The organism is Enterobacter quasimori, from assembly GCF_018597345.1.
GTDB lineage: Bacteria > Pseudomonadota > Gammaproteobacteria > Enterobacterales > Enterobacteriaceae > Enterobacter > Enterobacter mori.
The window spans coordinates 1-20,737 of sequence record NZ_JAHEVU010000003.1; the positions used below are offsets into that span (position 1 = coordinate 1).

Here is a 20,737-nt window from a genome sequence, read left to right on the forward strand (position 1 = left end):
TGGTCCCACCTGACCCCATGCCGAACTCAGAAGTGAAACGCCGTAGCGCCGATGGTAGTGTGGGGTCTCCCCATGTGAGAGTAGGGAACTGCCAGACATCAAATAAGTGAGAAGGCCATCCGAAAGGATGGCCTTTTTGCGTTTCTACGCTACACAAACTGTAGGCCGGGTAAGGCGAAGCCGCCACCCGGCATAACAAACGATTAATGAATCACCTGCGATAAAAATGCCCGTGTGCGTTCTGACTTCGGATGCGCAAAGAACTCATCCGGTGGTGCCTGTTCGACAATCTCTCCACGATCCATAAAGATCACCCTGTCAGCGACGGTTCTGGCGAACCCCATTTCATGCGTCACGCACAGCATCGTCATCCCGGATTGCGCCAGCCCAATCATGGTATCCAGCACCTCTTTCACCATTTCTGGATCCAGCGCTGATGTTGGCTCATCAAACAACATTATCTTAGGTTTCATGCACAGGGAGCGGGCGATCGCTACACGCTGCTGCTGACCGCCGGATATCTGCCCAGGGAATTTATTGGCATGTTCAGCAATGCGCACACGCTCGAGATAGTGCATTGCCAACGCTTCGGCCTCTTTTTTCGGCATCTTTTGAACCCAAATGGGGGCCAGCGTGCAGTTTTGCAGAACGGTCAGATGCGGGAACAGATTGAAGTGCTGGAATACCATCCCCACTTCCTGTCGTACACGGTCGATATTGCGAATATCTTCATTCAGCTCGATACCATCAACCACAATACGCCCCTGCTGATGTTCTTCAAGATGGTTAATACAGCGAATAGTTGTGGATTTCCCTGAACCGGAAGGACCACAAAGTACGATACGTTCGCCCTGCTTCACCTTGAGATTGATATCCTTCAGGACATGAAACTGTCCGTACCATTTATTGACGTTTTCCAGCGTAATCATCGCGTCGGCAGGTGTCATAGTAATCTGGCTCATAATTTCCTCAGTGCGGTGTACGCCCGGTGTTAAAGCGCTTTTCCAGGTGCTGGCTATAGCGCGACATGCTAAAACAGAAGATCCAGTAGATCAGAGCAGCGAAGACATATCCCTCGGTGGACATACCCAGCCAGACAGGGTCAACGGTAGCCTGCTGCACGCTGCTAAAGAGATCGAACAATCCGATGATGATCACCAGACTGGTATCTTTGAAGAGGGCAATGATCGTGTTGACCAGACCCGGAATGACCAGTTTGAGTGCTTGCGGGAGAATGACCAGACCCTGCGTTTTCCAGTAACCGAGAGCCAAAGATTCAGCGGCTTCGTACTGACCTTTGGGTAATGCCTGCAGACCACCACGCACAACCTCAGCAACGTAGGCAGACTGAAATAGAATCACCCCGACCAGGGCGCGGATCAGTTTGTCTATCGTTGTGCCTTCTGCCATAAACAGCGGCAGCATGACCGACGACATAAACAGAACGGTGATAAGCGGTACGCCACGCCAGAACTCTATGAAAATAACGGAGAGGACACGTACGACCGGCATTTTTGATCGCCGCCCCAGAGCCAGTAAAATCCCCCACGGCAGAGCGCCAGCGATCCCCACTGAGGCAATAATGAGCGTCAGCGTCAGTCCGCCCCACTGACGGGTTTCAACGCGCTCGAGCCCCAGAAAACCGCCATACAACAACACCCAAACAATAATCGGATAAACGGCAGCCCAGCTCGCAATGTATCGGCCACGGTGAGGAAGCTTTTTCCAGAACATTACGGCGATGGAGAGCAAGCCGATAACCAGCGCCAGATTAATACGCCAGCGCTGTTCGTGTGGGTACAATCCATACATGAACTGACCAAAACGTTCGTGGATAAAGACCCAGCATGCGCCCGCTTTTGTACAATCCGCGCGCGTGGAGCCCACCCAGTTCGCCTGCAGAAAAGCCCAATTAAGCAGAGGCGGGATCAGTTCCCAGATTAACCACAGGCAAACAACCGTCAGCAGGCTGTTACTCCAGCTGGAGAACAGGTTCTTACGTGCCCAAATAATGAAGCGCCCACCGTTTGTGCTGGCAGGACGCGAGGAGTGCGACAATATCGCTTTTGTCATCATGGATCCTTAGCGCTCAACCAGTGCTATACGGCGGTTATAAAGGTTCATCAACAGTGAAATCATCAGGCTGATGATCAGATAAACAGACATAGTAATGGCAATAGTTTCAATCGCTTGCCCGGTCTGGTTAAGCACGGTCCCAGCGAACAGTGACACCATATCGGGGTAGCCGATGGCAGCGGCCAGCGATGAGTTTTTGACAATATTGAGGTACTGGCTGGTCAGTGGCGGGATGATGACCCGTAAAGCCTGCGGAATAATGACCTGGCGAAGCGTCACGGTATTTGGCAAGCCCAGCGAGCGCGCCGCCTCATGCTGCCCGTAAGGGACTGCCTGGATCCCTGAGCGGATGATCTCCGCAATAAATGCGGAGGTATAAATCGAGAGCGCCAGCGTCAGTGCGGCCAGTTCCGGAATTAACACCATCCCGCCCTGGAAGTTAAAACCACGCAAATGCGGAATATCCCAGTGCAAGGCTGCGCCAAATAGCCAGTGTGCGACTAACGGCAGACCAACAATCAGTGCAGCGCCAACCGGCCATGTTTTACGCAACTGCCCGGTTTTGATCTGATGCTTACGGTTATAGCGGAACAAGCCGACAGTAATCGCAAGTGCAATAATCATGGCGATGATGAAGGCATAGAACCCTTCAGCGACCTGCGGAGAGGGAATGTATAACCCGCGGTTGCTCAGAAAAAGGAGGTCGAAAGCATCCACGGCCTGGCGAGGACCGGGAAGGTTACGCAGGACAGCGAAATACCAGAAGAAAATCTGCAGCAGTGGCGGGATATTACGAAAGGTTTCGATATAAATAGTCGACAGTTTCCGCAGCAGCCAGTTTTCAGAAAGTCGGGCCAGACCCAGGAAAAAGCCGAGTACGGAAGCGAACACAATACAGAGCGCTGACACCAGCAGCGTATTCAACAGACCCACGATGAATACGCGTCCATACGTATCGCCTTCCTGATAATCAATAAGATGCTGAACGATGCCAAAACCCGCGCTGCGATCCAGAAAAGCAAAACCAGAGGTGATGCCTCGGTTATTCAGGTTGGTAACGGTGTTATGGATTAAATAAATGGCGATAGCCACAACCACGACAACAGCAATAATCTGGAACAGCCAGGCGCGGACCGCGGGATGAGAAAAGGACAGCGCTCCTTTTACGGCTAAGCGGCGATGGGACATAAAAACCTCGGTAACCATGACTCTGGACTGGGCACTGCGCTTGCAGTGCCCGTTACAGCAAAGACTTAACGTACTGGCGGTGCGTACTGAATACCGCCGTTATTCCAGAGATTGTTCTGGCCGCGTTTGATCTTCAGCGGGCTTTCCGAGCCCACGTTGCGCTCAAAGATCTCGCCATAGTTACCGACCTGTTTAATGATGTTATAAGCCCACTTGTTATCCAGCTTCAGGTCTTTGCCGAAATCACCTTCTTTGCCCAGAAGATGTGCCATATCTGGCGTGGACGGATTAGCGGTTTTTTCATCGACGTTTTTCGAGCTGATGCCCATCTCTTCGGCGTTCAGCATGGCAAACAGCGTCCAGCGAACAATGGAGAACCAGTCTTCATCGCCACGACGAACGACAGGGCCAAGAGGTTCTTTGGAGATCACTTCCGGCAGGACAATCCACTCGGCAGGGTTGCTCAATTTGATGCGTAAAGCGTAGAGCTGTGACTGGTCAGATGCCAGGGTATCGCAACGGCCAGACTCCAGCGCCTTAGCCGATTCATCAGAGCGATCAAAGGTGACAGGGGTGTACTTCATATTATTGGCTTTGAAGTAGTCCGCGACGTTAAGCTCTGTGTCAGTACCAGCCTGGATGCACACGGTCGCACCATCCAGCTCTTTAGCGCTTTTCAGACCGGCTTTATTATGAGTAAGGAAGCCGATGCCGTCGTAATAGGTGACGCCGGTAAATGACATTCCCATTCCCGCGTCGCGCGAGGAGGTCCAGGTCGTATTGCGGGAGAGCATATCAACTTCGCCAGACTGTAGCGCAGTGAAACGTTCTTTCGCCGTCAGTGGGGTATATTTTACTTTGCTGTCATCACCGAAAACCGCTGCGGCAACGCCACGGCAGACATCAACGTCAATACCGGTAAACTTGCCGTTCGCGTCGGCATAGGAAAAGCCTGGCAAACCGTCACTGATACCACATTGTACAAAACCTTTCTTTTTAACGGCATCCAGCGTCGTGCCCGCATGCGCCTGACCGGCTACAGCAAACAACACGCTCGCGGCGGCCAGGCTGGCTATCATCATCTTTTTCATAATGGATCCTGTGTGGCGAAATTTATCGTTATAGAGGCGTTTTAAAACGCTTTTACCTGTCTGTGGCTTTGGCCAACGTTTATAAAGCAAACGTAATGCCAGGTTTTGCGCTCGATTAAATAAAGACAAGTGAACGCATAATGCTGAGTGTAGACAGGCTTAAATAAATCGAATGCCCCGAAACGGTGCGAAATTCCAACCTGCGCCACAAATTAGAGCAAAAGTTGGTAGAAGGGTATGGTTTAAACCGGAGGTAGTTTCAGCCGTGAATATTGGCAGGGTATTAAATGGATTTAATATGTGAATATCATCACGATGGAATTGGTAACTCGTCAGGATAGGCAATAAAGATGTGACGTCAATCTTATAAAAAATACCAGGCGTGAATAAAAGAGGGCTCTTTTTTTACTTATATTAAATTAGTGCACTATTTAAAAGCAAAAGCGCGGACAGCGCCGCGCTTTCAGGAATGAGTCATACCCCAGTGGTTATTTTGTCAGAGCCACGATACCCAGCGTCAGACCCGCTATTGCGGCAGCACCGCCAGCGATAGCACCGGCTGTTTCCCAGTTATCCTGGGTGGTGCCTTTCATGCAGGTGTTGGTATGAACCAGTCGGCCTTGATCGTCGTATACCGGTACACATGGAGAATCGTGCGCGCAACCAGCAAGCAGCGCAGCGAGAAGTGCAACGGAAATGAATCTTTTCATGATGTTACCTCAGTGTTTTCTCACATTCGCCATAAAGCCAAAACGGCAATTAACGAATTAGCGACTATTTTACCACCAGCAGAAGTTCGCGTTGCAGGAGGAATAATCTCAAATTATGTGAATTGTAAAAATCATGGAGAAAACTCAGCGGCAAAAAGAATTAATGGAGAAAATATGAAGAGAAAGAAATTTAAAGCTGTTGTTTATATTAAATAAAAGGCACCAGAGGTGCCTTTTAGTGATGGGTTATTCTTTATGGTTTATGAATCGTCGACGGACAACCACGAAGAATACGGGTACGAAGAAGATAGCCAAAAGTGTTGCAGATAGCATTCCTCCCATTACACCCGTCCCGACAGCATTTTGCGCGCCGCTCCCGGCACCGCTGCTCATTACTAACGGCATGACGCCCAGAATAAAGGCCAGCGAAGTCATCAGGATAGGACGAAGGCGCATCCGGGAGGCTTCCAGCGTCGCTTCAATTATCCCTTTGCCCTCCTTCTCCATCAGATCTTTGGCAAACTCCACAATCAGGATGGCGTTTTTGGCCGATAACCCAATTGTTGTCAGAAGGCCGACCTGGAAATAGACGTCATTGTTCAGTCCTCGCAATGAAGCTGCGAGAAGGGCGCCAATCACCCCCAATGGCACAACCAGCATGACGGAGAATGGAATAGACCAACTCTCATACAGCGCAGCCAGGCATAAGAACACCACTATCAGCGAGATAGCATACAACGCTGGTGCCTGGTTGCCTGAAAGTCGCTCCTGATATGACATACCCGTCCAGTCGTAGCCGATGCCGGAAGGCAGTTTTGAGGCGAGGCTTTCCATCATGACCATCGCTTCACCGGTACTCTTACCCGGTGCGGATTCACCGAGGATCTCCATCGATGGCATGCCGTTGTAGCGTTCAAGGCGAGGAGAACCATACACCCAGTGGGCGTTGCTAAAGGCGGAGAACGGTACCATTTCTCCATTTGCGCTGCGCACGTAAAGGTTGCTGATGTCTCCCGGCAGCATGCGGAAGCGGGCATCGGCCTGAACGTACACTTTTTTCACGCGGCCGTGATCAATAAAGTCATTTACGTAAGTTCCCCCTAGCGCCGTCGAGATCGTCTGGTTGACATCAGATAGGCTGATGCCCAGGGCCTGCGCTTTCTCCTGATCGACATCCAGTTTGAACTGAGGGGTATCTTCCAGACCGTTAGGACGCACTCGAACCAACAGGTCGGGGTGCTCCTTTACCATACCGAGCAGTTTGTTACGCGCCTGCGTTAATTGCGTATGTCCCAGGTTGGCCTGATCGATCAGTTCGAAATCGAATCCTGTTGCAGTCCCTAACTCGATAATGGCGGGCAGGTTAAAGGGAAATACGAGGCCATCTTTGATCTGGCTGAACGCTTTCGTCGCGCGACCCACAATGGCTTCAACGCTATTCTTCTCACCCGGGCGTTCTTCCCAGGGCTTCAGGCTGACGAAGGCGATACCGGAGTTTTGCCCCTGGCCGCTAAAGCTAAAACCATTAACGGTAAAGACGGATTCAACATTCGCTTTCTCTTTCGTCAGGTAGTAGTTCTGAACCTGATCGAGAACCTGCTGCGTACGTGTCTGGGTTGCTCCGGCAGGAAGCTGAACCATCGTCATAAACACCCCCTGATCCTCTTCAGGCAGGAAGGAGGTCGGCAAGCGCAGGAACAGTACCGCCATGCCGCCGACGATGAGCACGTACACCACCAGGTAGCGCCCGGTCTTGCGAAGAATACCGCTCACGCTGTTGCTGTAGTGTTCCACGCTCTTGTCAAAGAGGGTATTGAACCAGCCAAAGAAGCCACCTTTCGTCTCGTGATGTTCACTGGACGCGGGCTTGAGCAGTGTGGCGCAAAGGGCAGGGGTGAGGATCAGTGCAACCAGAACGGACAGCGCCATCGCGGAGACAATGGTGAGCGAGAACTGGCGATAGATGGCCCCCGTCGAGCCGCCAAAAAAGGCCATAGGGATGAATACTGCCGAAAGCACCATGGCGATACCGACCAGCGCGCCCTGGATCTGCTCCATCGACTTCTGCGTTGCCTCTTTTGGCGGCAGCTTGTCCTCAACCATGACGCGTTCGACGTTCTCAACAACCACAATCGCATCATCGACCAACAGGCCTATCGCCAGCACCATCCCGAACATCGTCAGGGTATTGATGGAGAAACCGAATGCCGCCAGAACCGCGAAGGTCCCCAACAGAACGACCGGAACCGCAATTGTAGGAATGAGCGTTGCCCGCAGGTTTTGCAGGAACAAATACATAACGAGGAAGACGAGAACAATCGCCTCAAACAGGGTTTTCACCACTTCGTGAATGGAGATTTTCACGAACGGCGTGGTGTCATAGGGATAGACAACCTTCAATCCCTGCGGGAAGAATTGCTGCAGCTCTGCCAGCTTGCTCTTAATCGCTGCCGCCGTATCCAGCGCGTTTGCCCCGGTTGCCAGCTTGATCCCGAGACCCGTAGCCGCCTGGCCGTTGATTTTGGTGACCATGTTGTAGTTTTCGCCGCCCAGCTCAATGCGAGCCACATCCTTCAGGTGCACCATGGAGCCGTCCTGGTTCACCTTCAGCGTCACGCGACCAAACTCTTCCGGCGATTTTAGACGAGTCTGCGCGATGATAGAGGCGTTCAACTGCTGGCCGGGAACCGATGGCGTTCCACCTAGCTGTCCGGCCGCAATCTGGTCATTCTGCGTTTTCAGTTGATTGATAATATCCAGAGGCGTCAGCTGGTATTTATTCATCGCATTGCTGTCGAGCCAGATACGCATTGCATACTGCGCACCGAACAGCTGCACATCGCCAACACCCGTTGTGCGACTAATTGCATCTTTCACATTCGACGCGACGTAGTCAGAGATATCATCCTGAGTCAGGTTTTTATTGTCCGACACAAAGCCCGCAACCAGCAGGAAGCTACTGCTGGATTTTTTAACGCCAATCCCTTGCTGCTGTACTTCTTGTGGCAGCAGCGGCATGGCGAGCTGAAGTTTGTTTTGAACCTGAACCTGCGCGATGTCCGGATCTGTACCCGACTCAAAGGTCAGAGTGATGGTGACGTTACCCGCAGAATCGCTGGTGGACGACATATACATCAGATTATCGATGCCGTTCATGTTCTGCTCGATAACCTGCGTCACGGTATCCTGCACCGTCTGAGCGTCAGCGCCCGGGTAGGTTGCTGTGATGGCAACGGCAGGAGGGGCGATGGTCGGATACTGCGCGACGGGCAGTTTGAGAATTGCCAGCCCGCCCGCAATCATCAAAATAATAGCGAGTACCCAGGCGAAAACCGGCCTTTGAATAAAGAAATTAGCCATGTCGTTGTCCTTAACTGGCTGGCGTTGCAGCGGTGTCAGGTGTCGTTACGACGGTGACGCCAGGACGAACTTTTTGCAGGCCGCTGACAATCACGCGGTCGCCATTTTTCAGCCCTTCCGTCACAAGCCAGCGGTCGCCAATCGCCTGAGGAGCAACGACGGTACGTGATTCAACCTGGTTTTTATCGTTAACCACCATCACCGTTGCGTCACCGCGCGGTGTGCGGGTCACGCCCTGCTGCGGAACCAGAATGGCATTCGGCTGTGTGCCTTCATCAATGCGCGCGCGGACAAACATACCGGGTAAGAGCTGATGCTGAGGATTTGGGAAAATCGCGCGCAGGGTAATCGAGCCGGTGCTTTCGTCGACCGTCACATCTGAGAACTGCAGCGTACCCTTCTGCGGGTAGGGCTGACCGTTTTCCATCAACAGCTCAACGGTGCTGGTGGCGTCCCCTTTTTCCAGACTGGTCTGTTTCAGGCGCATAAAATCATTGCTGGACTGAGTCACATCGACGTAGATGGGATCAAGCTGCTGTACCGTTGCCAGGGCGGTTGCCTGCCCGCTCGTGACGAGAGCCCCTTCGGTGACGCTGGATTTGCCGATACGTCCGTTGATGGGGGATGTCACTTTGGTATAGGCAAGATTGATGCGCGCGCCTTCAACGCCGGCTTGTGCGGCAACGACGCTGGCATCGGCCTGTTGCGCCGTCGCCACTGCCTGATCGTATTCCTGCTTGCTGACGTACTGGGTGCCGACCAGCGGGACATAGCGCTTCACCGTCAGATGCGCAATATTCGCTGCCGCCTGCGCTTTCGCCAGTTCGCCTTTCGCACTGTCATAGGCCGCCTGATACGTAGCAGGATCGATTTGATAAAGGGAGTCGCCTGCCTTCACATCACTGCCTTCTGTGAAGTTACGGCGAAGAATAATGCCGCTAACCTGAGGACGGACCTCCGCAACGCGATACGCATCTGTCCTGCCAGGAAGTTCCGTTGTGACTGCCAGTGGCGCGCTTTTCACAACGTGTACACTCACCTGAGGGGCTTGTGGTTGTTGTTGCTGGTTCTCCTGCCCATCGCATCCGGTGAGCAGTGCGGCGCAGACAATAAAACCGGCTAAGGGTAAGAGTCTGAAATGATTCGTCATTACTGTTCCTTTAAATACCCATTAACCGATATTTGCCGTAAATCGGTGACAGGGGCAGGGTACAAATACAAAAATGTAGCTGCATATAATAATGAGGGTATTTAATGTTTTTTAATTTATAAGTGCGAATGAAGAGGGCTAAAGACAAAAATCAGAATCAGACCGGATGCATGACACGATATACTTACTCATGACTAATCAAGTAAATGGAATTAAATCGTCTCATTCATATGTGGTGTGAATTTAATTGCTTTTATTCATTCGCCTTAATTATAAATTAAGAGGGTTGACTTTTTTTGTGCAAAATTAAAACCGATTTTAGGGAATACTCTGTTACCTGACTCCAAAATTAAGCCTTCAACGTGTGAATAACGAGTAACTGTCTATGGCGCGTAAAAAGAAAGAAGATGCCCAGAAAACCCGGCAACGGCTAATTGAGGCGGCAATCGGTGAGTTTGCTACGCGTGGCGTAGCCAACACGACGCTTACGGACATCGCTGATGCCGCAAAGGTTACGCGCGGTGCAGTCTACTGGCATTTTTCCAGTAAAGCCGAAATATTTAATGCCATTTGGGAGCAGCAGATCCCCCTGCGTGAAATTATTCGTGACAGGCTATCGCTCACCGAAAATGATGACCCGTTGTTAATGCTTCGTGAGCAATTTATCACGGCATTGCAATATATCGCACGTGAACCACGGCAGTGTGCGCTTTTACAAATTCTGTATCATAAATGTGAATTTAACAATAATATGATTTCAGAATGTGAAATTCGTAAACGTATTGGTTTCAACAATGATTCTCTGCGCGCTACGCTGGAGAATTGTATTTCACGGAAAGTGATTTCACCACAGGTCAATGTTGATTTGACGCTGATCGTTCTCCATGGCTTTTTTAGCGGGATAATTAAAAACTGGCTAATGAATAGCGACAGTTTTAATCTATATCAGCAGGCACCCGCTCTGGTCGACAACATCCTGGGGACACTCCCTGTGATACGCGTGTCGCCGCAGGATGACGTTTATACTTCCGCGCCGGGCAACATCTCCCCACGTTCACACAGTGCCTCAATGGTCTGAGCACTGACCGGCTTACCTAACAGATAACCCTGGAGCGTGTGACAGCCCAGCCTGGTTAAAAACGTTTGCTGTGCTTCAGTTTCCACACCCTCTGCCACCACTTTTAGATTTAGCGTTTTGGCCAGCGCGACGATGGCTGAGACAATGGTGGCATCTTCGCTTTCCCCACTCAATTCCTGCACAAAAGCACGATCAATTTTCAGTTCACTGGCGGGTAGGCGCTTAAGGTATAGCAGGCTTGAATACCCGGTTCCGAAGTCATCAATGGAGGCTTTCACTCCGGCATTGGTCAGTTCTGTCAGTACCCGTACGCTTTCATCAGGGTTGCTCATCGCGGTGGTTTCGGTCACTTCAAGGATCAGCATTTCCGGGGGGACATCGTGACGGGTCAGGCAGTCGAGCACCGTTTTTACCAGTGAGGGTTGTTCAAACTGCAGCGTCGACAGGTTTACCGCCATCGACCAGTTACGGTGCCCCTGTAGGCGCCACTCCCGCAGCTGGCGACAGGCTTCGTTGATAACCCAGTTACCGATGGGAATAATCAGCCCTGTTTTTTCTGCCAGCGGCAGGAAGAGTTCGGGCGTCAATAATCCCTGCTTCGGATGCTGCCAGCGTAGCAGTGCTTCAAAGCCGAGGAGGGGGCCCGCAGGTGCATGGAATTTAGGCTGATAGAGCAAACGAAGTTCATTGCGATCGATGGCCAGCCACAGATCGTTCATCAGCTGCAGATGGGTCTGCGCCAGCGTATTCATGGAGGGCTGGAAAAAATGATACCCGTTCCGGCCCATATGTTTTGTGTGGTACATCGCCGCATCGGCATTGAACATCAGTTCGCGATCGGTTTTGCCGTCATGCGGATAAAGCGCGATCCCAATGCTGAGGGTCACCACCAGCTCATAAGGCTCCAGGTTGAACGGGTTATCTATAGCGCGAACCAGCGAATTCGCCAGCGAGGCCGCATCATCCGGGCCTTCACTCTCCGCCAGCAGAACAAATTCATCGCCACCGATACGGGCGAGAGTGAACTGGCCCTTCAGTGGCAGCAACAAACGCTCCGTCACGGCGACCAGGAGCTTATCGCCAACATCATGCCCGTAGGCGTCATTGATGGTTTTAAACCCGTCGAGATCCATGAACATCAGCGCAAAGTGTGCACCCTCGCGGTCTGCTTTACTGATAGCCTGATCGAGTCTGTCTTCCAGCAGGATACGGTTGGGCAGACGCGTCAGGGTATCGTGCAGCGCCAGCTGCGCGAGTTCCCGGTTCGCTTCTGCAAGCGACGAGGCCAGAAGGGCAGTACGTGCCTGAAGGCGGGCATCCAGCATTGACACCAGCAGGGTGATCCCAAGAATAGAGAGCGCGACGACGCTGACCAGCACCGCCAGCCAGCTTCCGTTGATACCTTCATGGTGAACCATTGTGGACATTGGAAACTGCGCCGCTTTCATGCCTGCATAGTGCATTCCCGCAATCGCAATCCCCATTGTGATGGCGGCACCCATGCGCATCAGCACGACCTGCGCGGCTTCGTGACGCAGGCGGAAGGTCAGCCATAATGCCGCGAGCGAGGCGGCAAGCGCAATGGCGACCGAAATGGCCACCCAGACCTTGTCCCAGATAATCCCGGGCATCACTTCCAGCGCCGCCATGCCGGTGTAATGCATGGCAACAATACCGCTTCCCATCACCAGCGCGCCGGGCAACAGTCGGCGCAAGCGTAATTGCTCGCAGCTTACGAGCCATAGCGCAAAAAGCGACGAACCCACGGCGATAAGCATGGATAACACCGTCAGGGTGGCGTTGTAGCTCATGCTCATGGAGAGATCCATCGCCAGCATGCCGATAAAATGCATGGCCCACACGCCAATACCCATTGCAATACCGCCGCCAGCCAGCCAGACGCGGGCAGCGACGCCCTGGCTCCCGGCAACGCGTGCAGCCATGTTCAGTGCGGTATACGCAGCAAGGATGGCAACAACAAAGGAGAGGACTACCAGGATGTGATTGTATTGGCTGACCAGCATGGACGGTTCTACTCGAGTGTGAGGTTACGCAAGAGCGGTTGGGAAGGGCGAGACATTATCACCGTAAGGTAATGACTCAAAGGGATTTAAATCCTCGTTTTTACTGTGTGAATATCGTTTTTTGGCGACGTTCGCAGGCTAGTCGAGCTCAGAGCAATTGACCAGTTTTAGAGGATTCACGGAGTTCATATTGCGGCACTTATCGGTTTCGGTACTCATCAGTTCAATCCACTGCATCAGCAGCGCATCGAAAATGAAAACAGAGACAGCAAAAACAACCAGCCACCAGTATTTACGAATCATTGTGCCATTCCGCAGGAAAGAACCAGTAAGGTGCTGGAAATATACACGAAAAGTCGCGCTTTAAAAGCGGGAGAGGTGAAGGTTTACAAAGCGTTGACGGTTGCCATTATGGGCAATAAAAAAGGCGCTTCCCCATGCCGAAGAGCGCCTTTTTAAACAAGCATTTAACTGATTAGTATCAGTTCATGCCGTATTTTTTCAATTTCTTACGCAGAGTACCACGGTTGATACCCATCATCAGCGCAGCGCGGGTCTGGTTACCGCGGGTGTATTGCATCACCATGTCCAACAGTGGCTGTTCAACTTCAGCCAGTACCAGCTCATACAGGTCATTAACATCCTGACCGTTCAGTTGAGCAAAATAGTTCTTCAGTGCCTGTTTAACCGAGTCACGCAGGGGCTTTTGAGTTACCTGGTCCTGGGAGTTAACGGTAGATACGGTCAGTACGTCAGAATTTACGCGTTGTTCGAACATAGTTCTGTCAGCTCTTTATTTCATTACGCAAGATTTTCGAAGTATGCCTCCAACGCCTCCAGCTGTACGCTGGCATCCTCTATGGCGTTGAATGTGCGCCGAAACTGGTCATTTGGAGCGTGCTCCTGGAGATACCAGGAGACGTGTTTACGCGCAATTCGGTACCCTTTTGCCTGACCGTAATGGTCATGCAATTCCCGAACATGCGAACAAAGCAAGCGCTTGACCTCTGCCAGTGGCAGCGGAGCAAGCAGCTCCCCAGTGTCCAGATAATGCTGGATTTCCCGAAAGATCCAGGGTCTTCCCTGAGCGGCACGTCCTATCATCAGAGCATCAGCTCCCGTATAGTCGAGCACAGCTCTGGCTTTAAGCGGGTCAGTAATGTCACCATTCGCGATAATCGGAATGGAAACTTTCTGCTTAACTGCCCGAATGCTGTCGTATTCAGCTTCTCCGTTGAACAAACAGGCGCGAGTGCGTCCATGAATGGTCAGGGCCTGAATGCCACAGTCTTCGGCCAGTTGGGCAATCTCTACACAGTTACGGTGTTCCGGCGACCAACCCGTGCGAATCTTTAACGTAACAGGAACGTCCACTGCGCTGACAACCGCCGTCAGGATTGACTTCACCTGGTCGGGGTATTGCAGAAGGGCTGAACCTGCAAGCTTGCGATTCACTTTCTTGGCCGGGCAACCCATATTGATATCAATAATTTGGGCACCACTTTCCACGTTGATACGCGCGGCGTCTGCCATCTCTTCAGGCACGCTTCCGGCAATTTGCACGGTGCGAATACCTGGCTCATCCACATGTACCATCCGCAAACGGGACTTATCGCTTTCCCACACTTGTGGGTTAGACGACATCATCTCGGAAACGGTTAAACCTGCTCCCATCTCGTAGCACAACGTCCTGAACGGCCGGTCGGTAATACCTGCCATTGGCGCTGCGATCAGGCGATTTCTGAGCTGGTGGTGTCCGATGCGCATGAGTTAAGAAATGACCATACTGTGACTGCAAGGCGGCGTATATTACGCATTTTTTGCACGAGATGAAAGGCCAAACTTTGAACAATCCACTGCTGTAGATCAAGGAATCGCCGCTAAGACTATTCGGGGAAAATTATTCACTATTTAAATCATTGTGTTATACATTAATGGTTATTTTATCGGCGCTTACAATTTCCCGTAACTTCTCATCATTTCTGAATAAATGAATCACTTCAGCGGGATAATCTGCTGTTTTTAACAGCAGATTATCCCGCATCTTTGCGATCTACGTCGCATTTTAGAACATCATCTCAGCGCGAAAAATGCACATTATTCAACGATGACGCGGCCATGAAGCGGTTGTACCGGACGGTTATTATCATGGTGCATGGTGTGAGTGAATTTACCCAACTGTTCTGCTGAGACGGTCAGCGGATGTTTGAGCACAATCCAGGTGACACCCTCGGAGCACGGTGGGGTGGTGAGTGACCCGCTAAAGCGCCAGTACGTCTTATCTTTTGGCAGCAGCTGGTTCATGTCGAGGTTTGGCTTGATGCTGACGTTCTGGTCAACCTGGCCCGGCATCACGCCCCAGAGTTTATCCAGTTCAGCGTTAGCGGCACCTTTATCAAACATCACGGCAACCACCACCAGCTCCCCCTTTTCGTTCTTATGCACCAGATGCATTTCCATTGCGTACGACTTACCGTGCACCGTGTTTTCGCTCGGGGCATGGAAGTGGAACTGCTGTAAGGTCCAGGTTTGATTATCGAGGGTGATGCTGTCGCGGGTGTCCGCCTTTTCAACGGCCTGAATAGTATGTCCGTTGTTTGTCAGCGTAACGGGACCGTCAATATAGTGCGTTTCCAGCGGGGAGAGGTGTGCTTTCGCGGTGGAATCGATGTTAATGGGAGACTGGTTCATCCCGCTTTTACAGGTCTTGTACGCCTCGTCCAGCTCGCCCCAGTGCTCCGGTGCGCCTTCTCCTTGATAACTCCAGTGTGATGCAATAGCGGAAGCCGAGACCATGCTCAGCGCCAGCAGCGCTGCCTTGCCATAAACGTGTTTCATTATATTCTTCCTGTGAATTTTATTATTCAAATCAAAATTAAAACACATGATTTGTAGGGTTATTTTAGCGGAGACAGGTAAAAGGCGGGAGAAATACCAGAGGGAAAAAGGCGTGGTCAGAGGACCACGCCAAAGGCTTATTTTTTACGACCGGTAATGCGGCACCACTCTTCTTTCTCAACCACCGGGTCGAGCGCGAAGAGATCGGCATAGGCTTCACAGACGCTCTCAGACTGGCTTGCCAGAATACCGGAAAGCCCCAGCAGACCGCCCTCAACGGGCAGCACGCTGATTAACGGTGCCAGTTCACGTAATGGGCCTGCCAGGATGTTTGCCACTACCACGTCGGCTTTCATGGCCTCAGGTTGAGCATCTGGCAGATACAGCTCCAGACGATCGGAAACCCCGTTACGCTCGGCATTATCGCGGCTGGCCTGAATCGCCTGTGGATCGATATCGATCCCGATGGCTTTTGCCGCGCCCAGTTTAAGGGCAGCAATTGCGAGGATCCCGGAACCACAGCCGAAGTCGATCACCGTCTTACCGTCCAGATCCAGTCCATCCAGCCATTGCAGGCACAGGGACGTCGTTGGATGGGTGCCGGTCCCAAACGCCAGACCCGGATCGAGCATCACGTTAACCGCATTCGCGTCCGGCACGTCGCGCCAGCTTGGGCAAATCCACAGACGCTTGCCGAACTGCATCGGGTGGAAGTTATCCATCCACTCGCGTTCCCAGTCTTTATCTTCCAGCTGTTCGATTTTGTGCACAAACCCAGCGCCCAGCAGAGGGTGGTTTTCCAAAATCGCGACGACCTCTTTCATGTCGGTTTCTGCATCAAACAGGCCGATAACGTCGGTATCGCCCCACAGGCGGGTTTCGCCCGGCAGTGGCTCAAAGACCGGCGTGTCATGCGTGTCCTGGAAGGTGATAGAGACCGAACCGGCCTCCATCAGCGCATCGCTCAATTCCTCGGCGTTAGCGCCGGTTGTGTTCAGTTTTAGTTGGATCCACGGCATGGCAAAACTCTTTATTTATCAGTAGAAATCATAGCGGGTTGTGGGACGGGCTGACCGAAACGGTTCCCCACCACAAACGCCAGTAAACTTAGCAGTAACGAAGGCACAATCGGATGGAAGCCCAGATACTGAATTTTAAATGTTGCGAGCACGGCGTACAGCACGCCGCCGACAATCATGGCGCTCAGCGCGCCTGCAGCGTTCGCGCGCTCCCAGTAGAGACCCAATACCAGCGGCCACAGGAAGACGGCTTCAAGGCCGCCAAACGCAAGCAGGTTCAGCCAGATGATCATCTCCGGTGGACGCCATGCGGCTAGCAGCAGCAATGCCCCTAACGCCAGCGTAATAACGGCCGACATGCGCTTCAGGCGTCGCTCATTTTCGACCTGATCAGGGCGCAGGTTCAGATAAAGATCTTTAATGATCGTAGCGGAACTTTGCAGTAACTGAGCGTTGATTGTCGACATGATGGCGGCCATCGGTGCGGCAAGGAAAATGCCGGCAGCGAACGGCGGAAGCACTTTTACCATCAGCGTTGGGATCACCAGATCCGGCACGGTGAGGTCGGGGATCACCGCGCGCCCTAATGCGCCCGCCAGGTGCATACCAAACATCAGGATCGCGACAACGACAGTGCCGATAATGATACCTCGGTGCACGGCTTTGCTGTCTTTATAAGAGATACAGCGCACGGCGGTATGCGGCAGGCCAATCACCCCAAAGCACACTAATACCCAGAACGAGGTCATAAATGTAGGAGAAAGGATGTCATCCGCGCCCTGGGGCGAAACCAGTTTTGGATCGATCGCCTCGAGCGTTTCAACCGCATGGCTCAGGCCACCCGCGGCGTGGACGATGCCGACCAGCAGAACGATAGTGCCGATAAGCATAACCATGCCCTGCATCGTGTCGTTCAGCACGCTGGCGCGGAATCCGCCAAAGGCTGTATACAGCGCAATGCTGACACCGAAGATGATCAGGCCTGTCTCGTAGGGGATCCCGGCAGCCGTTTCCAGCAGGCGTGCCCCGCCGATAAACTGTACCGTCATCGCGCCGATAAAGGCCACCAGCAGGCTTAAGCTGGCCAGCCACACCAGTAAACGGCTCTGGTAACGTGCAAACAGCATATCGTTGAGCGTCACGGCATTATAACGGCGCGCCAGAATGGCAAATTTTTTGCCCAATATGCCGAGCGAGAGCCAGACGGCAGGAAGCTGGATCATTGCCAGCAGCACCCAGCCTAACCCGTATTTATAGGCTGCTCCGGGTCCGCCGATAAACGAACTGGCGCTGATGTAGGTCGCGGTCAGCGTCATGGCCAGCACGACGCCGCCCATCGAGCGGCTGCCGAGGAAATACTCGTTCAGGAAGGTGCCCGTCGTTCTTTTACGCATGGCGTAAACGGATAAACCAAACACCACTAACAAGTACGCGATAAGCGGCAGAATGACTTCAAGCTGCATCATCGTCCTCCAGCGGAATATCACGATAAATGAATTTCACCATTGCCCAGCACAGCAGGATAAAGACCAGCGGTACCAGCAGGCAGGCCATTTCAAACCAGTGTGGCAGGCCGGTGATGCCAATAGCGGAGTCAGGTAAGTAAGCGGTTACTAACCAGGCAACAAGATAGAGAAGGGTCAGCCACAGCGCCCAGCGCGCTTCTTTATGGGCCTGAACAAAACGCTTGTCCATTTTATGTCCCTTGTGGATGAAGAAAGCGGGGATTGTACATGATGGGGCCTGGCGATCCCCAGAAATAAAAAAGGCCGGATAATCCGGCCTTTTCGCGTTGCTGCAGTCTTACTTCTCGTGCAGACCGAGTTTCTTCTCAAGATAGTGGATGTTAGTCCCACCATTCTGGAAGTGCTCGTCGCTCATGATGCGCATCTGCAGATCGACGTTGGTTTTGATACCGTCGATGATCAGCTCCTGCAGGGCGTTCTTCATGCGGGCAATCGCCACGTCACGGTTTTCGCCGTAGCAGATAAGCTTACCGATCATTGAGTCATAGTACGGCGGTACGGTGTAGCCGGCGTAGATATGAGACTCCCAACGCACACCAAAGCCACCCGGCGCGTGGAAACGCGTGATTTTACCCGGGCTTGGCAGGAAGGTATTCGGGTCTTCGGCGTTGATACGGCATTCCACCGCATGGCCTTTCACCACAACTTCTTCCTGCTTGATGGACAGCGGCTGGCCGGCTGCGATACGCAGCTGTTCTTTGATCAGGTCAACGCCGGTGATCATTTCTGTCACAGGGTGTTCAACCTGAATACGGGTGTTCATTTCGATGAAATAGAACTCGCCGTTTTCGAACAGGAACTCAAAGGTACCTGCACCGCGATAGCCGATATCGACACACGCTTTGGCGCAACGCTCGCCGATGTAGCGACGCAGTTCCGGGGTAATGCCCGGTGCTGGCGCTTCTTCGACCACTTTCTGGTGACGACGCTGCATGGAGCAGTCACGTTCTGCCAGATAGATGGCGTTACCCTGACCGTCAGCCAGCACCTGAATTTCGATGTGGCGTGGGTTTTCCAGGTATTTTTCCATGTACACCATGTCATTGCTGAAAGCGGCTTTCGCTTCAGCTTTAGTCATGGAGATGGACTGAGCCAGTTCAGCATCGCTGCGCACAACGCGCATACCGCGACCGCCGCCGCCGCCGGACGCCTTGATGATAACCGGGTAGCCAATGCGTTTAGCATGAGCACGGTTAGCATCCATGTCGTCGGTCAGAGGGCCGTCAGAGCCGGGTACGGTTGGAACACCGGCTTTCTTCATTGCGGTGATTGCAGACACTTTGTCGCCCATCAGGCGGATAGTGTCAGCTTTCGGGCCGATAAAGATAAAGCCAGAGCGTTCAACCTGCTCAGCAAAGTTGGCGTTCTCAGAGAGGAAGCCGTAACCCGGATGAATTGCCACCGCGCCGGTGATTTCAGCGGCGCTGATGATAGCCGGGATGTTCAGATAGCTTTTTACGGACGGAGCCGGGCCAATACAGACCGTCTCATCCGCCAGCAATACGTGTTTTAAATCGCGATCCGCGCTTGAGTGCACGGCCACGGTCTTGATGCCCAGTTCTTTACAGGCACGAAGAATACGCAGTGCAATCTCGCCGCGGTTGGCGATAACAATTTTATCCAGCATGTTCGCCTCGTTACTCGATGACGACCAGCGGCTCGTCAAATTCTACCGGCTGACCACTTTCGACCAGAATCGCTTTCACAGTACCTGACTTGTCAGCTTCGATCTGGTTCATCATTTTCATCGCTTCAACGATGCACAGGGTATCGCCTACGTTGACTTTCTGACCCACTTCGATGAACGCCTTCGCGTCCGGGCTCGGGGTGCGGTAGAAAGTACCAACCATTGGGGAACGTACGATGTGACCACTGATTTCTGCAGCTGCTGCAGGTGCGGCTTCTGCGGCTGGCGCAACGGCTGCGGAAAGCGCAGGCTGCTGCACTGGCGCAGCATAAGCTTGCTGCATTACCGGGAAGCTAGCGGCTGGGGCTGCACGGCTGATGCGTACAGACTCTTCGCCTTCAGAAATTTCCAGTTCGGAGATGCCTGATTCTTCAACCAGCTCGATCAGTTTTTTAATCTTACGAATATCCATGAGTGGGTTCCGTACTCTTGTTTAGTTTGATTGTGACAAGCGTTTTACCGCTGTCTGTAAAGCGTATGAATAACCGTCTGCACCCAGACCACAGATCACGCCAGCAGCGATATCTGACAGATAGGAATGGTGGCGGAACGGCTCTCGGGCGTGCACGTTACTCAGGTGGATCTCGATAAACGGGATACTCACCGCGAGCAGTGCGTCGCGAATAGCTACACTGGTGTGCGTAAACGCGGCCGGATTGATCAGGATATAGTCCACATTGTCTTTAGCCTGATGAATACGGTCGATGATTGCGTACTCCGCATTTGACTGAAAATGGTCCAAATCGACGTTCAGCGAAGCTGCTTCCGTCATCAGACGGTTAACAATTTCACTCAATGTTAGCGTGCCGTACTTCTCTGGCTCACGGGTGCCGAGCATGTTCAGGTTCGGTCCGTTCAAAACTAAGATCTGGAATTTATCCGCCATTGTGCCGCTATCTCCTGCGAATTTCCGGTAAAAAACAAAATATACCTTCAATGCGCGATTGTCACCTAATCAGAGTCTGAAAACTCCATCAGGAAAACCAAAGT

20 protein-coding genes and 1 rRNA gene are annotated in these 20,737 nt (G+C 52.4%); 3 read left to right on the top strand and 18 right to left on the bottom strand.

The genetic code is table 11. The features are described 5' to 3' along the window. Positions 1-97, top strand: a 5S ribosomal RNA gene (rrf, locus tag KK102_RS12125); the annotation flags it as partial. A 106-nt stretch (positions 98-203) separates the two neighbouring features. Here the strand turns inward: rrf and KK102_RS12130 are convergent. The 5 genes from KK102_RS12130 to KK102_RS12150 all read right to left on the bottom strand — a co-directional run bounded on the left by KK102_RS12130 (position 204) and on the right by KK102_RS12150 (position 5,065). Continuing rightward, complete coding sequence (locus tag KK102_RS12130; RefSeq protein ID WP_010436211.1) at positions 204-962, bottom strand: amino acid ABC transporter ATP-binding protein; 759 nt, start codon at positions 960-962, stop codon at positions 204-206. A 7-nt stretch (positions 963-969) separates the two neighbouring features. Beyond that, on the bottom strand, positions 970-2,073 hold the full coding sequence (locus tag KK102_RS12135; RefSeq protein WP_216357689.1) for an amino acid ABC transporter permease: 1,104 nt from the start codon (positions 2,071-2,073) through the stop codon (positions 970-972). A gap of 9 nt (positions 2,074-2,082) precedes the next feature. Then, a complete protein-coding gene (locus KK102_RS12140; RefSeq protein WP_216357690.1) occupies positions 2,083-3,264 on the bottom strand; it encodes an amino acid ABC transporter permease in 1,182 nt (393 codons plus the stop codon). A 65-nt stretch (positions 3,265-3,329) separates the two neighbouring features. Continuing rightward, entirely contained in the window at positions 3,330-4,355 is a 1,026-nt protein-coding gene (locus tag KK102_RS12145) for an amino acid ABC transporter substrate-binding protein (RefSeq protein WP_126545368.1), read from the bottom strand. A 488-nt stretch (positions 4,356-4,843) separates the two neighbouring features. After that, positions 4,844-5,065, bottom strand: a complete 222-nt coding sequence (locus tag KK102_RS12150; RefSeq protein WP_006178893.1) for a lipoprotein — start codon at positions 5,063-5,065, stop codon at positions 4,844-4,846. A 12-nt stretch (positions 5,066-5,077) separates the two neighbouring features. On the opposite strand from KK102_RS12150, the gene KK102_RS12155 reads away from it, so the two are divergent. Beyond that, positions 5,078-5,281, top strand: a complete 204-nt coding sequence (locus KK102_RS12155) for a hypothetical protein (RefSeq protein ID WP_216357691.1) — start codon at positions 5,078-5,080, stop codon at positions 5,279-5,281. 30 nt (positions 5,282-5,311) lie between these two features. Here KK102_RS12155 and KK102_RS12160 read toward each other — a convergent pair whose 3' ends face one another. Together KK102_RS12160 and KK102_RS12165 are read right to left on the bottom strand one after the other, a co-directional pair. Continuing rightward, a complete protein-coding gene (locus KK102_RS12160; RefSeq protein WP_216357692.1) occupies positions 5,312-8,425 on the bottom strand; it encodes an efflux RND transporter permease subunit in 3,114 nt (1,037 codons plus the stop codon). A gap of 10 nt (positions 8,426-8,435) precedes the next feature. Continuing rightward, on the bottom strand, positions 8,436-9,575 hold the full coding sequence (locus tag KK102_RS12165; protein ID WP_216357693.1) for an efflux RND transporter periplasmic adaptor subunit: 1,140 nt from the start codon (positions 9,573-9,575) through the stop codon (positions 8,436-8,438). A gap of 385 nt (positions 9,576-9,960) precedes the next feature. Between KK102_RS12165 and envR the strand changes: the two genes are divergently transcribed. Continuing rightward, entirely contained in the window at positions 9,961-10,653 is a 693-nt protein-coding gene (gene envR / locus KK102_RS12170) for an acrEF/envCD operon transcriptional regulator (protein ID WP_216357694.1), read from the top strand. Here envR and KK102_RS12175 read toward each other — a convergent pair. From KK102_RS12175 to aroQ, 11 genes are all read right to left on the bottom strand, one after another. Beyond that, positions 10,596-12,677, bottom strand: coding sequence for a putative bifunctional diguanylate cyclase/phosphodiesterase (locus tag KK102_RS12175; protein ID WP_216357695.1), 2,082 nt, complete (start codon positions 12,675-12,677; stop codon positions 10,596-10,598). The genes envR and KK102_RS12175 overlap by 58 nt on opposite strands. Positions 12,678-12,815: 138 nt before the next feature. Next, positions 12,816-12,980 (bottom strand): DUF2556 family protein, encoded by a 165-nt coding sequence (locus KK102_RS12180; protein ID WP_003860373.1) that lies wholly within the window; start codon positions 12,978-12,980, stop codon positions 12,816-12,818. 178 nt (positions 12,981-13,158) lie between these two features. Continuing rightward, a complete protein-coding gene (gene fis, locus KK102_RS12185; protein WP_000462905.1) occupies positions 13,159-13,455 on the bottom strand; it encodes a DNA-binding transcriptional regulator Fis in 297 nt (98 codons plus the stop codon). A gap of 23 nt (positions 13,456-13,478) precedes the next feature. Further along, positions 13,479-14,444 carry a tRNA dihydrouridine synthase DusB gene (gene dusB, locus KK102_RS12190; protein ID WP_010436190.1) on the bottom strand — a complete coding sequence of 322 codons (966 nt, stop codon included), beginning with the start codon at positions 14,442-14,444 and terminating at the stop codon, positions 13,479-13,481. A gap of 330 nt (positions 14,445-14,774) precedes the next feature. Further along, on the bottom strand, positions 14,775-15,515 hold the full coding sequence (locus tag KK102_RS12195) for a carbonic anhydrase (protein ID WP_216357696.1): 741 nt from the start codon (positions 15,513-15,515) through the stop codon (positions 14,775-14,777). 137 nt (positions 15,516-15,652) lie between these two features. Next, positions 15,653-16,534, bottom strand: coding sequence for a 50S ribosomal protein L11 methyltransferase (gene prmA, locus KK102_RS12200; RefSeq protein ID WP_216357697.1), 882 nt, complete (start codon positions 16,532-16,534; stop codon positions 15,653-15,655). A gap of 11 nt (positions 16,535-16,545) precedes the next feature. After that, positions 16,546-17,997, bottom strand: coding sequence for a sodium/pantothenate symporter (panF, locus tag KK102_RS12205; protein ID WP_126545376.1), 1,452 nt, complete (start codon positions 17,995-17,997; stop codon positions 16,546-16,548). Beyond that, positions 17,987-18,229, bottom strand: a complete 243-nt coding sequence (locus tag KK102_RS12210; protein ID WP_089598439.1) for a YhdT family protein — start codon at positions 18,227-18,229, stop codon at positions 17,987-17,989. The genes panF and KK102_RS12210 overlap by 11 nt, the downstream gene beginning before the upstream one ends. 108 nt (positions 18,230-18,337) lie before the next feature. Further along, a complete protein-coding gene (gene accC / locus KK102_RS12215; RefSeq protein WP_041907823.1) occupies positions 18,338-19,687 on the bottom strand; it encodes an acetyl-CoA carboxylase biotin carboxylase subunit in 1,350 nt (449 codons plus the stop codon). A gap of 10 nt (positions 19,688-19,697) precedes the next feature. Beyond that, entirely contained in the window at positions 19,698-20,159 is a 462-nt protein-coding gene (gene accB / locus KK102_RS12220; RefSeq protein ID WP_010436174.1) for an acetyl-CoA carboxylase biotin carboxyl carrier protein, read from the bottom strand. A 21-nt stretch (positions 20,160-20,180) separates the two neighbouring features. Next, complete coding sequence (gene aroQ, locus KK102_RS12225) at positions 20,181-20,633, bottom strand: type II 3-dehydroquinate dehydratase (RefSeq protein WP_108416103.1); 453 nt, start codon at positions 20,631-20,633, stop codon at positions 20,181-20,183. Positions 20,634-20,737: the final 104 nt, after the last annotated feature.